14 protein-coding genes are annotated in these 13,298 nt (G+C 61.6%); 5 read left to right on the plus strand and 9 right to left on the minus strand.

Annotated elements, in window-relative coordinates:
• Positions 1 to 20 precede the first annotated feature (20 nt).
• The 6 genes from gltX to folC are packed head-to-tail and all read right to left on the minus strand — an operon-like array spanning position 21 to position 6,813.
• Positions 21 to 1,418 carry a glutamate--tRNA ligase gene (gene gltX, locus KKO72_RS09660; RefSeq protein ID WP_251140566.1) on the minus strand — a complete coding sequence of 466 codons (1,398 nt, stop codon included), beginning with the start codon at positions 1,416 to 1,418 and terminating at the stop codon, positions 21 to 23.
• A 1-nt stretch (position 1,419) separates the two neighbouring features.
• A complete protein-coding gene (locus tag KKO72_RS09665) occupies positions 1,420 to 2,628 on the minus strand; it encodes an O-succinylhomoserine sulfhydrylase (protein ID WP_214937750.1) in 1,209 nt (402 codons plus the stop codon).
• A 2-nt stretch (positions 2,629 to 2,630) separates the two neighbouring features.
• A complete protein-coding gene (purF, locus tag KKO72_RS09670) occupies positions 2,631 to 4,130 on the minus strand; it encodes an amidophosphoribosyltransferase (protein WP_214937751.1) in 1,500 nt (499 codons plus the stop codon).
• A 27-nt stretch (positions 4,131 to 4,157) separates the two neighbouring features.
• Positions 4,158 to 4,646 carry a CvpA family protein gene (locus KKO72_RS09675; RefSeq protein WP_214937753.1) on the minus strand — a complete coding sequence of 163 codons (489 nt, stop codon included), beginning with the start codon at positions 4,644 to 4,646 and terminating at the stop codon, positions 4,158 to 4,160.
• A 12-nt stretch (positions 4,647 to 4,658) separates the two neighbouring features.
• Positions 4,659 to 5,477 carry an SPOR domain-containing protein gene (locus KKO72_RS09680; RefSeq protein ID WP_214937755.1) on the minus strand — a complete coding sequence of 273 codons (819 nt, stop codon included), beginning with the start codon at positions 5,475 to 5,477 and terminating at the stop codon, positions 4,659 to 4,661.
• A 19-nt stretch (positions 5,478 to 5,496) separates the two neighbouring features.
• Positions 5,497 to 6,813, minus strand: a complete 1,317-nt coding sequence (gene folC, locus KKO72_RS09685; RefSeq protein WP_214937757.1) for a bifunctional tetrahydrofolate synthase/dihydrofolate synthase — start codon at positions 6,811 to 6,813, stop codon at positions 5,497 to 5,499.
• A 59-nt stretch (positions 6,814 to 6,872) separates the two neighbouring features.
• Between folC and KKO72_RS09690 the strand changes: the two genes are divergently transcribed.
• The 3 genes from KKO72_RS09690 to argG all read left to right on the plus strand — a co-directional run bounded on the left by KKO72_RS09690 (position 6,873) and on the right by argG (position 9,180).
• On the plus strand, positions 6,873 to 7,256 hold the full coding sequence (locus KKO72_RS09690) for an ArsC family reductase (RefSeq protein ID WP_214937912.1): 384 nt from the start codon (positions 6,873 to 6,875) through the stop codon (positions 7,254 to 7,256).
• An 87-nt stretch (positions 7,257 to 7,343) separates the two neighbouring features.
• On the plus strand, positions 7,344 to 7,670 hold the full coding sequence (locus tag KKO72_RS09695) for a pyrimidine/purine nucleoside phosphorylase (protein ID WP_214937760.1): 327 nt from the start codon (positions 7,344 to 7,346) through the stop codon (positions 7,668 to 7,670).
• Between the two features lie 178 nt (positions 7,671 to 7,848).
• Complete coding sequence (argG, locus tag KKO72_RS09700; protein WP_214937762.1) at positions 7,849 to 9,180, plus strand: argininosuccinate synthase; 1,332 nt, start codon at positions 7,849 to 7,851, stop codon at positions 9,178 to 9,180.
• A 66-nt stretch (positions 9,181 to 9,246) separates the two neighbouring features.
• On the opposite strand, the gene KKO72_RS09705 is transcribed toward argG, so the two are convergent.
• The 3 genes from KKO72_RS09705 to murB form a co-directional block, all read right to left on the minus strand.
• On the minus strand, positions 9,247 to 9,837 hold the full coding sequence (locus KKO72_RS09705; RefSeq protein WP_214937765.1) for a TMEM175 family protein: 591 nt from the start codon (positions 9,835 to 9,837) through the stop codon (positions 9,247 to 9,249).
• A gap of 75 nt (positions 9,838 to 9,912) precedes the next feature.
• Positions 9,913 to 10,875, minus strand: a complete 963-nt coding sequence (locus tag KKO72_RS09710) for a complex I NDUFA9 subunit family protein (protein WP_214937767.1) — start codon at positions 10,873 to 10,875, stop codon at positions 9,913 to 9,915.
• A 163-nt stretch (positions 10,876 to 11,038) separates the two neighbouring features.
• A complete protein-coding gene (gene murB / locus KKO72_RS09715; RefSeq protein WP_214937770.1) occupies positions 11,039 to 12,112 on the minus strand; it encodes a UDP-N-acetylmuramate dehydrogenase in 1,074 nt (357 codons plus the stop codon).
• Positions 12,113 to 12,149: 37 nt separating this feature from the next.
• On the opposite strand from murB, the gene KKO72_RS09720 reads away from it, so the two are divergent.
• Both KKO72_RS09720 and KKO72_RS09725 read left to right on the plus strand, forming a co-directional pair.
• The gene (locus tag KKO72_RS09720; protein WP_214937773.1) at positions 12,150 to 12,635 is read left to right on the plus strand and encodes a YajQ family cyclic di-GMP-binding protein; all 486 of its coding nucleotides are present in this window, start codon (positions 12,150 to 12,152) and stop codon (positions 12,633 to 12,635) included.
• Positions 12,635 to 13,297: a TIGR02281 family clan AA aspartic protease gene (locus KKO72_RS09725; protein ID WP_214937775.1), complete on the plus strand. Its 663-nt coding sequence runs from the start codon at positions 12,635 to 12,637 to the stop codon at positions 13,295 to 13,297. The genes KKO72_RS09720 and KKO72_RS09725 overlap by 1 nt, the downstream gene beginning before the upstream one ends.
• The last annotated feature ends 1 nt before the right edge of the window (position 13,298 follow it).

Genomic DNA, 13,298 nt, shown 5'->3' on the forward strand with positions numbered 1-13,298 from the left:
CTCAAATTATAGCGCGTAAATTACGCTTGTTGCAAGCGTTGCAAAACTTTTTGTCGGTCGAACAAAGAAAGCATTGCATCGACCGAAGGTGTATGGGCTGTACCAGCCACCAACACACGCACCGGCATAGCCAGATGCGGCATCTTCAGGCCGCACGCCGTCAGCACTTCCTTGATGGCCGCCGCAATGCCCGCCTTGTCCCAGACACAGCTGGCCAGCTTGTCGGCCAACAAGGCCAGGGCCGGTTTGACGGCCTCGGTGACATGTTGTGTACGCTCGGCCGCGGAGGGTGTGACGTCGGCATAAAACACCGCAGCCCAATCGGCCAGGGCCACGGTGGTGTCACAGCGGTCCTTGAACAGGGCACAAATGCCCACCAAGCGCTCATCGGCGGTGATGTCACGTTTTTGCAGTTGGGCTTGCACCAGCGGGGCCAACACCTCGTCTGCCGTGGCCTTGATGTGTTGTGCATTCACCCAGCGCAACTTGGCCTCGTCAAACTGAGCCGCGCTCTTGCCCAGGTGGTCCAGGCTGAACCACTGCAGGAACTGCTCGCGGCTGAAGATCTCGTCGTCACCATGGCTCCAGCCCAGGCGCGCCAGGTAGTTCACCATGGCATCGGGCAGGTAACCTTCTTCGCGGTACTGGGTGACCGGTTTGGCGCCGTTGCGTTTGCTCATCTTTTCACCCTGCTCGTTGAGCACGGTCGGCAGATGGGCATACACCGGGTGTTCTTTGCCCAGTGCCTTGAAGATGTTGATCTGGCGCGGTGTGTTGTTGACGTGGTCATCACCCCGGATCACATGGGTGATGGCCATGTCGATGTCATCCACCACCACACAGAAGTTGTAGGTGGGCGTGCCGTCCGGACGGGCAATCACCAGATCATCGAGCTCGTCGTTGCTGATCTCGATGCGGCCTTTGACCTTGTCCTCCCACACGACTGAGCCACTCTGCGGGTTCTTGAAACGCAGCACCGGCGCCACACCTTCGGGAACCGGTGGCAAAACCTTGCCCTCGGCCGGGCGCCAGGTGCCGTCATAACGCGGTTTTTCCTTGGCGGCAGTCTGGCGCTCACGCAAGGCATCGAGTTCTGCCATGCTCATGTAACAAGGATATACATGGCCTGCGGCCACCAGCTCAGCCAGCACTTCCTTGTAGCGATCCATGCGCTGCATTTGGTAGAACGGGCCTTCGTCGTGGTCCAGACCCAGCCAAGCCATGCCTTCAATGATCACATCCACCGCAGCCTGGCTCGATCGCTCCAGGTCGGTGTCTTCGATGCGCAGCACAAAATCACCGCCGGTGGAGCGGGCAAAGGCCCAAGGGTACAAGGCCGAACGGATGTTACCCAGGTGGATAAAACCGGTGGGAGACGGTGCAAAACGGGTGCGGGTACGCATAGTAGGTGTGTTCATATCAGAAAGAAGTGAGGCCACGGTCAAGGTCGGCCTGAATGTCGTTGATGTTTTCCAGACCCACGGCCACGCGGATCATGCCCTGGCTGACACCCGCCAGTTGCCGCTGCGCCGGGGTCAAGCGGCCATGCGAGGTGCTCGCCGGGTGCGCCAGCAAGGTTTTGGTGTCACCCAAATTGGTGCACAGCGACAGGGTTGCCAGCGAATCCAGCACATGGAAGGCACGCTCACGTGCCTGTTCGTCGTCAGAGGATTTGACTTCGAACGACAGCACCGCGCCGCCGCAGTTGGACTGCTGCGCCATCGCCAATTCATGCTGTGGGTGGCTGGACAAACCTGGGTAAAACACCTTGGCCACCGCCGGATGGGCCTGTAACCACTGCGCCAGAGCCAGGGCACGTTCGGACTGGGCTTGCATACGGATCGACAAGGTCTCCAGCCCCTTGAGCACCACCCAGGCGTTGAACGGCGCCAGCGTCATGCCACCACTCTTGAGGATCGGCAAAAAACTCTCGCTCACCAGCTCTTCACTCGCGCACAGGGCGCCGGCCATGACGCGGCCCTGGCCGTCCAGGTACTTGGTGCCCGAATGCACCACGATATCGGCGCCCAGGGTCATCGGCCGCTGCAGGGCCGGTGTGGCAAAACAGTTGTCCACCGCCAGCAGCGCGCCCGCCTCATGGGCGATGTTCGCCAGCGCCCGGATGTCACAGACATCGGTCAGCGGGTTGGTGGGGGTTTCGGCAAACAGCAGCTTGGTATTGGGCTGGATGGCCGCTTTCCAGGCGGCCGCATCGGTCTGCGGCACAAAGGTCGAGCTCACCCCGAACTTGGCCAGGTCCGAGCCAATGAGCTTGATGGTGGAGCCAAACATCGAGTGGGAGCAGATCACATGGTCGCCCGCCTGCAGCAGCCCCAGGCACATCATCAAAATAGCCGACATGCCCGACGCGGTGGAAATACAGGCCTGCGCACCTTCGAGTGCGGCCAGACGCTGCTCAAAACTGCTCACCGTCGGGTTGCCGTAACGGCCATAGGTGTAGCCGTCTTCCTCCCCGGAAAAACGGCGTGCGGCGGCCTCGGCACCGGGCTGCACATAACCACTGGTGAGAAACAGCGCCTCGGAGTTTTCGCCATACTGGCTGCGCGCCACGGCGGTGCGCACCGCCAGCGTGTCGCGGTGCAGGGGTTCAAAAAGAGGGGTTGTCATGCTCAGTCCTCGAAATTGGGTAGGGCCAGGCGCGAGTTGTCGTCCTGGTTGTCGTCGGTGCCGACCCGGCTGGCATTCAGGCGAACAATGTCCTCCACCGTGATGTCACCGGTGACGTACACACCGTCAAAACACGAGGCATCAAAACCATGGATGGCCGGATTGAGTGAACCGATGGCTTTTTTCATGGCTTCCACGTCCTGGTAAATCAGGGCGTCGCAGCCAATCAGTTCGCGGATTTCTTCGACCGTGCGGTTGTGCGCCACCAGCTCCTGCGGTGTCGGCATGTCGATGCCGTAGACATTGGGGTAACGGACCGGCGGCGCGGCGCTGGCCATATAGACCTTGCGAGCACCCGCGTCACGCGCCATTTGCACAATTTCTTTGGAGGTGGTGCCGCGCACAATCGAGTCGTCCACCAGCAGCACATTGCGGCCCTTGAACTCGCTGGCAATCACATTGAGCTTCTGGCGCACCGATTTTTTGCGCACCGACTGGCCCGGCATGATGAAGGTGCGACCGACATAGCGGTTTTTCACAAAGCCTTCACGGTACGGCAGACCCAGCAATTGCGCCAGTTGCGCGGCACTCGGACGGCTCGACTCGGGGATCGGGATGACCACATCAATCTCGTTGGGCGGCACGGTGGAGATCACCCGCTTGGCCAGGGTTTCGCCCAGATTCAGGCGCGCCTGGTAGACCGAGATGCCATCCAGCACCGAATCCGGCCGCGCCAGGTAAACAAACTCGAAGATGCAGGGGTTGAGCACCGGCGCGTCAGCGCACTGCTTGGTGTGCATCTGGCCCTGCAGGTCGATGAACACCGCCTCGCCAGGCGCCACATTGCGCTCGAACTTGTGCGAGGTGCCCTCCAGCGCCACCGATTCGCTGGCCAACATCCAGGTGTCATCAGTGCGGCCCACACACAGCGGGCGGATGCCATGCGGGTCACGGAACGCCAGCACACCGTGGCCGGCAATCATCGCAATCACCGCGTACGAGCCCTTGATACGGCGGTGCACCCTGCGCACCGCCTCGAACACGTCGCTGGGGGTCAGCGGCAGGCCCCGGGTGGTGGCCTCGATCTCGTGCGCCAGCACATTGAGCAGCACCTCGGAGTCACTCTCGGTGTTGATGTGGCGGTGGTCGGCGTTGAACAACTCGGCCTTGAGCGCATGGGCGTTGGTCAGGTTGCCGTTGTGCACCAGCACAATGCCAAACGGTGCGTTCACATAAAACGGCTGGGCCTCTTCTTCGCTGAAGGCATTGCCCGCGGTGGGGTAACGCACCTGGCCCAGGCCACAGTTGCCGGGCAGTGAACGCATATTGCGGGTGCGAAACACGTCGCGCACCATGCCCTTGGCCTTGTGCATGAAAAACTTGCGGTTGAGTTGGGTGACGATACCCGCCGCATCCTGGCCACGGTGCTGCAACAGCAGCAACGCGTCATAAATCAGCTGGTTGACCGGCGACTGGCTGACAACACCTACGATTCCACACATTTAGATTTCCCGGTTATTCATAAAGAGTCAGACTGGCAAGAACCGATTGAGTTCATGCGGCAAAACAGGTTTCAGCTGGGTGATCAAAGCCTCGGCCATCGCGGCACCCACCGATTCACGCCAGGCGCTGCTGCCTTTCATCGGTGTCATGTGCACCACCACGGTGGCAAGCAGCAGCAGCAAGACCCCGCGCAACACACCAAACAACGCTCCCAGCGCCCGGTCCAGAGGGTTCAGGCCCACGGCAGCGGTCAGTTTTTTGATCAGCACCACCACCAGCCCCCCCAACAGGATCACCAGCACAAACACCAGCAAGAAGCCTGCCGCGTAACGCATCGGTGCACTGGCGCCGCCCATCGGCAGCTGCTGCGCGGCATCCAGCGCCAGCCACTGCGCCAGCACAAAAGCCAGCACCCAGTTCACCAGCGACAGCACCTCGTACACCAGGCCGCGCCAAGCCCCGAGCACCATCGAGAACAGCAACACCGCAGCAAAAATCCAGTCCAACGCAGGCATGGTCACCAACAACTACAGCGTCAACAAGGCAGCGGGCAAATTGAGTTTTTTGATTTTGTCAGCCACCTTGTCGGCCTCGGCCTTGCTGGTGAAGGGGCCGGCACGCACCCGGATGCGCCGCCCTTCCTTGGTGTCAGCGGTCTGGGCATAGGTCTTCACGCCGGCGCGCTCAAGCTTGACCCGCACCTCATGCGCGCGGGCGTTGTCAGAAAAAGCACCCACCTGCACCACGTAGCGCTCGGCGGTAGCGCTGGCGGCTTTGGCGGGCGCGGCTGCCGAACTGGCGACCTTGGGTGCCTTGGCAGCGGCGTCCGCCGATTTATCGGCAGGCTTGCCTTCCAACAGCGCCAGCGCCCGGTTGGCATCGGCCGGGGTGGCCGCCGGTTTGGGGCTAGCAGGTGCCTCTTTGACTACGGTATTTGTAGCTGCCTGCCCTTTATCTACCTGGGCCACAGGCTGTTTTTGCTCTGCAAGCTTGTCCGCAGCCGGTTTGGGTGCGGTGGCCGCAGCGGCTTGTGCAGCCGGTTCAGCCGCCACCGGGCTGGTCGGTGCGGCGGTGTCCGCACTGGCTTGGGTGGGTTTGGCTGGGCTGGCAGGGATCACCAGGGGCAGCACCTTGTTTTTGTCAGGAATCACAATCGGGGTGTCCACCGCAATCGGGCGCGGCTGCTTGTCAAACAGCAGCGGCAGGCCAATCACGGCCCCCAGCACCAGCACCGTGGCACCAGCCAGCCGGTATTTGGCGCGCTGGCGGATGGCTTCGATGCTGGGCGGCTGCCCGGATGCTCTCGGAGAGTCATCGGCGCCCTTGCGAAACTTGAAAAAAGCCATGCTGGTGTGTGGAGGTGGTTCAGGAGGTGGGCAGATGCCTGGCGGCCAGTCGGGGCACGCCGTCTTTCAAGACGCCGCCCACGGTGTAAAACGACCCGAAGACAACAATTCTATCAGCGGGGTCGGCGCCAGCCAGGGCCGCCTGCAGGGCTGCCTCGGGGTCGGGGTGCACGCTGGCACTAGCGTCTTTGCGGGTGTTCTGGGCTTGCCAGCGCTGCAGCAGCTCGGCCGCCGACAGCGCACGTTCGGTCGGCAGGTCGGTGAAATACCACTTGTCGATGACCGGGCCGATGCGGGCCAGCATGGTGGCCAGGTCCTTGTCGGCCATCGCGCCAAAAACCGCATGGGTGGTCGGGAAATACCCCATGGCGTCCAGGTTGGCAGTGAGCGCCGCCACCGCATGCGGGTTGTGCGCCACGTCGAGCACCAGGGTGGGCTGGCCCGGCACAATCTGAAAACGCCCGGGCAAGTCGGCCATCAACAAACCGGCGCGCACCGACTGTGCACTCACCGGCAAACGCTCCCGCAACGCGGTCAGCGCGGACAACACACCGGCCGCGTTGAGCAGCTGGTTGGCACCACGCAGCGCCGGGTAGGCCAGCCCGGCAAAACGCCGCCCGCGCCCGGCCCAACCCCACTGCTGTTTGTCGCCGGACACATTGAAGTCCACGCCCACACGCCACAGGTCAGCCTCAACCTCCAGCGCACGGTCCAGCACACTTTGCGGCGGCACCGGGTCACTCACAATCACCGGTTTGCCGGTGCGCATGATGCCGGCCTTCTCGTAACCAATGGCCTCGCGGTCGTCGCCCAACAAGGCCATGTGGTCCAGGTCGACGCTGGTGATGATGGCGCAGTCGGGCTCGATGATGTTGACCGCATCCAGGCGCCCACCCAGACCCACTTCCAGAACCACCACATCGAGCGGGTGCTGCCGCATCACATGCAGGATGGCCAGGGTAGAAAACTCGAAGTAGGTCAGCGACACTTCATCGCCTTTTTTGCATCTGGCCCTTTCCACATCAGCAAAAGCCGCTACCAATTCTGCAGCCTTGACGGACTCGCCATTGAGCCGCAGGCGCTCTTCAAAATGCACCAGATGGGGTGAGGTGTAGACGCCGGTGCGGTAACCGGCCTGCCGCAAAATGGCCTCCAACATGGCGCAGGTCGAGCCCTTGCCGTTGGTGCCAGCCACGGTGATCACCGGGCATGTCAGGCGGATGGCCATGCGTTCGGCCACCGTGCGCACACGCTCCAGCGTCATGTCGATGGCGGTCGGGTGGAGTTGCTCGCAGTACGCAAGCCAGTCGTTGAGGGTGTCAAAGGAATGTGTCATAGCGGCGCCAATTGTCGCGCAGCCCGGAGCGCCTGCAGCCGGGCCTGGTCAATGGCATCATGGCGGGCATGAAAAACACCGCCCCCTCCTCCTCGACCGTCACCGTGTACGGCATCCCCAACTGCGACACCGTCAAAAAAGCCCGCACCTGGCTCAGCGACCAGGGTGTGGACTACCAGTTCCACGACTTCAAGAAGCAAGGTGTGCCGGCAGACCTGTTGCCGGGCTGGCTCGCAGCCATTGGCTGGGAAACCCTGGTCAACCACAAGGGCACGACCTGGCGCAAGCTCGATGAAGCCACCCGGCTGGCGGTGGTGGATGATGCGTCCGCCACGTCGCTGATGCTGGCCAATCCAAGTGTGATCAAACGGCCAGTGGTGGTGTGGGCCGATGGCGGTGTGAGCGTCGGGTTTACGACGGAGGCGTTTGCTGGTCGGGTGTGAGTCTGTGACACCACTGCGCAGGGCAAAAGCCGCGCAGCAAGCTCCCCTAAAATCCCAAGCTTTCACCGCCCGGAAAACAGCCCCACCATGACCACCACCCATATCGACAACGTGAATGTCACCACCAAAGCCAATGTGTACTTTGACGGCAAATGTGTCAGCCACAGTTTCACCGAGGCCGACGGCAGCAAAAAGTCGATCGGCGTGATCCTGCCGGCCACCCTCACCTTCAACACCGGCGCGCCCGAAGTCATGGAATGTGTGGCGGGCAGCTGCGAGTACAAACTCGACGGCACCGATGTCTGGGTCAAGTCGTCCGAGGGCGAGAAGTTCAGCGTGCCTGGCAATGCCAAATTCCAGATCCGCGTCACCGAAGGTTTTGACGCGTACCACTACATCTGCTCTTACAAATAACTTCCGGATGATCGACGACAAAGCGCCCCAGCGTCGTAGCGCCGCCTTGTCGTACCAAGACGTACTGTCTGCGGCGGCGCGCCTAGCCAGACCGCTTTTTCGCCGATCCGAGACAACTTGTTGAGTTTATTTTTTATAGCTACCCACCCATACTCCAAAAGGTCTAGAGGCCAAAATCATGTCTAACACCATTCTGCAGAACATCCCCGTCGGCCAAAAAGTTGGTATCGCTTTCTCAGGCGGGCTCGACACCAGCGCCGCCTTGCACTGGATGAAGCTCAAGGGCGCCCTGCCCTACGCCTACACCGCCAACCTGGGCCAGCCCGACGAGTCGGACTACGACGAAATTCCGCGCAAGGCGATGACCTACGGCGCTGAAAAAGCCCGCCTGATCGACTGCCGCCAGCAGCTGGCAGCCGAAGGCCTGGCCGCGTTACAAAGCGGCGCCTTCCACATCAGCACAGCCGGCGTGACCTACTTCAACACCACCCCGCTGGGCCGTGCGGTCACCGGCACCATGCTGGTGGCGGCGATGAAAGAGGACGACGTCAACATCTGGGGCGACGGCAGCACCTTCAAGGGCAACGACATCGAGCGCTTCTACCGCTACGGCCTGCTGACCAACCCGGCACTCAAGATCTACAAACCCTGGCTGGACCAGGCCTTCATCGACGAACTCGGTGGCCGCGCCGAAATGTCGGCCTTCATGACCGCACACGGTTTTGGTTACAAGATGAGTGCCGAAAAGGCCTACAGCACCGACTCCAACATGCTCGGCGCCACCCATGAAGCCAAGGATCTGGAAAACCTGAACAGCGGCATCCGCATCGTCAACCCGATCATGGGTGTACCGTTCTGGAAAGACGACTGCGTGGTCAAGGCCGAAGAGGTGAGCGTGACCTTTGAAGAAGGCCGCCCGGTCGCATTGAACGGCGTGGAATACCCCGACCTGGTCAGCCTGTTCCTAGAAGCCAACCGCATTGGCGGCCGCCACGGCCTGGGCATGAGCGACCAGATCGAGAACCGCATCATCGAAGCCAAAAGCCGCGGCATCTACGAAGCCCCCGGCCTGGCCCTGCTGTTCATCGCCTATGAGCGCCTGGTCACTGGCATCCACAACGAAGACACCATCGAGCAATACCGGAGCAGTGGCCGCAAACTTGGCCGCCTGCTGTACCAAGGCCGCTGGTTCGACAGCCAGGCCATCATGCTCAGAGAGACCGCTCAACGCTGGGTGGCTAGCGCCATTACCGGCACCGTCACACTCGAACTGCGCCGTGGCAACGACTACAGCCTGCTCAACACCGAAAGCCCCAACCTGACCTACGCCCCCGAGCGCTTGAGCATGGAAAAGGTGGAAGACGCACCTTTCAGCCCGCTGGACCGCATCGGCCAGCTGACCATGCGTAACCTGGACATCACCGACACCCGCGCCAAACTCGGTGTGTATGCCAAGGCCGGGATGCTGGAGCTGGGTAAGGGAGAAGACTTCTTGAAGCTGGGTAAGTAAAACCCCAAAAACAAAGCCCGCCAGACGACCTGCTTGGCGGGCTTTTTAATTGCCAACAAAAAGAGCTTATGACTGCGGATGGTCGCTGGCCACGACTTTTTCGATGCGCCGATCAGGCACCAGCCACATCAGCGCAACGGCGATAAAACAGGCTTGCGCCAACCATGAATTGACGAAGGCGCAGGGGATGGACAGGGCATACAGCAGCCAGGACAACTTGCCTTTGATATCCCACCCGATGGCCCGCGCCAGCGTTGTGTCCTGGCCTTCGCTGCGGATCACCAGACGTTGCAGGATCGTGTAAGCGATCGCCGCCATCAACAGGATGAAACCGTAAAACGCCGTCGGCAGCGGCGCAAAGTGGTTTTCGCCCATCCAGCCCGTCACAAAGGGAAACAGCGACAACCAGAACAGCAGGTGCAGGTTGGCCCAGAGCATGCCGCCACTGATGTGGTGTGTGGCATGCAGCAGGTGATGGTGGTTGTTCCAGTAAATGCCCACATACACAAAACTCAGCACATAGCTCAGAAACACGGGCAACAGCGGCTGCAAAGACGCCCAGTCTTCACCGTGGGGCACCTTCATTTCCAGCACCATGATGGTGATGATGATGGCCAACACGCCATCGCTGAACGCCTCAAGCCGATTCTTTCCCATGCCGTCAATGTCCCAGGTAGGTCTTCATGAATGATAGACAAAGTGCTCTCTGTCCGCAGGTTGGCCAAGCGCGCCCTATCTGCCCTGCAAATACCCCTGTGCAATCGGCTGCAAGGCCGAGGCGGTGATGCCCAGGGAGTCCAGGCCAGGAAACTTGCCAGTGGCCACGTTGGGCACTTTCATCGAGTCGAGGTTGTCGGTGCTCATCACCGGCTCACCCGGTGCCAGGCCCATCAGTTTGGCTTGCAGGCGGGCGGCCCAGTCGGGCAGGCCAAACACGGGGCGGCCAAAACCACCGCCCAGGCCCGCCAGTTGGCCGGACAGCTGCACCAGCTGTTTCAGGGTGAACACCTCGGGGCCGACGAGTTCGATGGTGCGCGGAGATGGGGCCTGGCTGGCGCCAGCCAGGCAGCGCACCACGGCGCTGGCCACGTCCTGCACCCAGACCGGCTGAAACTGCGCGTTGGCACCGGCCAGGGGTAACACCGGGAAGATTTTCTGCAACTTGGCAAACACGTTGAGGAATTTGTCCTGGGCGCCAAAAATCACGCTCGGGCGCAGGATGCTCAGGTCATACCCGTTGCGGCCCGAGGCATCGGCACCGGCGCCCACCGCAGCCTGGATCAGCACCGCCTCACCCTCACCTTTGGAACGCAGGTACATCGACGGCAGGGTTTGGGGCTGCAGCGCGTCAGTGCCCAGGGCGCTGACATGCACCAGCTGTTTCACACCGTGGGCCAGGCAGGCCTTGGCAATCTTGCGTGGCAGGGCCACATGGGTGCGTTCAAACGCCGCCTGGTTGCCGTGCAGGATGGCCACCAGGTTGACCACGGCGTCGTGCCCGGCCACCACCTGGGCCAGGGCGGTCTCGTCGTGCACATCACAGGTCAGCACGGTCAGGCCGGGCAGGTGTTGGAGCGCGTTGGCATTGCTGCGCCGCCGAGTCGGCAGGGTCACGGCCCAGCCCTCACGCACCAGTTTTTCACACACATGGGCACCTACAAAGCCGGTACCCCCAAGCACAAGAATTTTTTTCATGGCGCGATCATGCGGCAAATACGCCGCTGATTCCGCCCAGGCGCTTAGATAACCCGAAGCGGCGCGTGGGGTGTGCGCCGTCAGCCCAGGCTCAGCGACAGAGTTGCTCTGCCAAAAATAGCTACTCACCCTTATGACATAAGGGCTGACGGCCAAAAAGGCGTTAAACCACCACCGGCTCGGGTTCGAGCCAAATGCCAAAACGCTCGTACACGCTGGTCTGGATCGCCTTGGCCAGGGTCATCACCTCGCCACCGGTGGCGCCATCGGGGCCGTCGACCGAGCCACGGTTCACCAGCACCAACGCCTGTTTCTCGTAGACGCCCGCTTTGCCCACCGACTTGCCGCGCCAACCGCAGGCGTCGATCAGCCAGCCCGCAGCCAGCTTGAAGCTGCCGTCGGCCAGCGGGTAAAACACCACCTTGGGGTCGCGGCCAATGATGTCGGCACATTGCTCGGGCGTCACCGTGGGGTTTTTGAAGAAGCTGCCCGCGTTGCCCATCACGGCCGGGTCTGGCAATTTGGCGCGGCGGATCTCACACACCCAGTCAAACAGCTGCTGCGCAGTGGGTTGGTCCACACCGTGCTCGGCCATCTTTTTCTCGAGGTCCAGGTAACCCAGCACCGGTTTCCAGGGTTTGGGCAGGGCAAAACGCACACGCAGGATCAGCGCCCGGTCTTTGAGACCAATGGCCTGCTGGCCCACATCTGGATTGGCTGCGCTGCTATGTTTAAAAACAGAGTCACGGTAACCGAAGGCGCATTGGGCGGCGTTCAGGGTGAACACCTGACCAGTCACCAGGTCAATCGCGTCGAGCGAATCAAAGCGGTCCTGCAGCTCCACCCCATACGCGCCGATGTTCTGCACCGGCGCGGCGCCCACGGTGCCCGGGATCAGCGCCATGTTCTCCAGCCCCGGCCAGCCTTGGGCCAGCGTCCAGGCCACAAAGTCGTGCCAGTTTTCACCGGCACCGGCTTCCACAATGAAGGCTTTGGCTGTCTCGCCCACCAGCTGGCGGCCCGGGATCTCGACCTTGAGCACCAGTGGTTTGACATCACCGGTGAGGATCACATTGCTGCCGCCGCCCAACACAAACTTGGGCTCGCTGGCCCATAAGGGGTCGGCCAGCAGGGTGCTGATGTCGGCCTGGGTGGTGATGCGGGCCAGCGCATTGGCTTTGGCCAGGATGTGAAAGCTGTTGTAGGCCTGTAGCGGCACATTGTTCTGAACTAACATGGCGGAATTGTCGAACATTTATTTAGCGAGAACTCCTATGCCCTCTTTTGACACCGTTTGTGAAGCCAAGATGGTGGACGTGAAACACGCCGTGGAAAACACCTCCAAGGAAATTGCCACCCGTTTTGACTTCAAAGGCACGCCCGCCGCTGTCGAACTCAAAGACAAAGAAATCACCCTGATTGGTGACGCCGACTTCCAACTCACCCAGATCGAAGACATCCTGCGCAACAAACTCACCAAACGCGAGGTGGATGTGCGTTTTCTGGACAAGGGCGACGTCCAGAAGATCGGCGGTGACAAGGTCAAGCAGGTCATCAAGATCCGTGATGGCATCGAGACCGAACTGGGCAAAAAAATCCAGCGCCTGATCAAGGACAGCAAGATCAAGGTGCAGGCCGCCATCCAGGACGGCAAATTGCGCATCACCGGCAAAGACCGCGACGACCTGCAGGCCGCCCAAGCCCTAATGAAAAAGGAAGTCACCGACATCCCGCTGAGTTTTGACAACTACCGCGACTGATGGCCCCGCTGCTGCACGCCCTGCCCGCCCTGGCCACAGCCACGCTGCTGTGCGCCGTGGCCTTGCCGGCCGCCGCCCAAAGTGTGGCGCTGGCTGGGTTGCTGGGCAGCAAGGCGCTGCTGGTGATTGACGGAGGTCAACCGCGCAGCCTGGGTGTGGGTGACACGGTGCAAGGTGTCAAGCTGGTCAGCCTCTCGGGTGACCAGGCCCAGGTAGAGATGGGTGGCAAACGCCAGACGCTGCGCCTGGGTGGTGCCCCGGCCAGTGTCGGCAGCAGCGGTGCTGAGGCCGGTGGCAGCCGCATTGTGCTCAGTGCCGACTCGCGCGGCCACTTCATGACCCTGGGCCAGATCAACGGCCACAGCGCCAATATGATGGTCGACACCGGGGCCTCCAGCGTCAGCCTGTCGGTGGCGCAAGCCCAGCAGTTTGGGCTGGACTACAAAAAAGGCCGGCCCCAGGGCATCAGCACCGCCAACGGCGTGATTGCCGGCTGGCGCATCAAACTCGACCGGCTGCGTGTGGGTGATGTGACGCTGTACGACATCGACGCGGTGGTGTCCGACGGCGCCATGCCTTATGTGCTGCTGGGCAACAACTTTTTGGGCCGTTTCCAGATGAACCGCAACAACGACCAGATGGTGCTGGACAAGCGTTTTTGAG

Origin of the sequence: Rhodoferax sp. U11-2br (assembly GCF_018619435.1) — a bacterium.
Taxonomy (GTDB): domain Bacteria; phylum Pseudomonadota; class Gammaproteobacteria; order Burkholderiales; family Burkholderiaceae_C; genus Rhodoferax.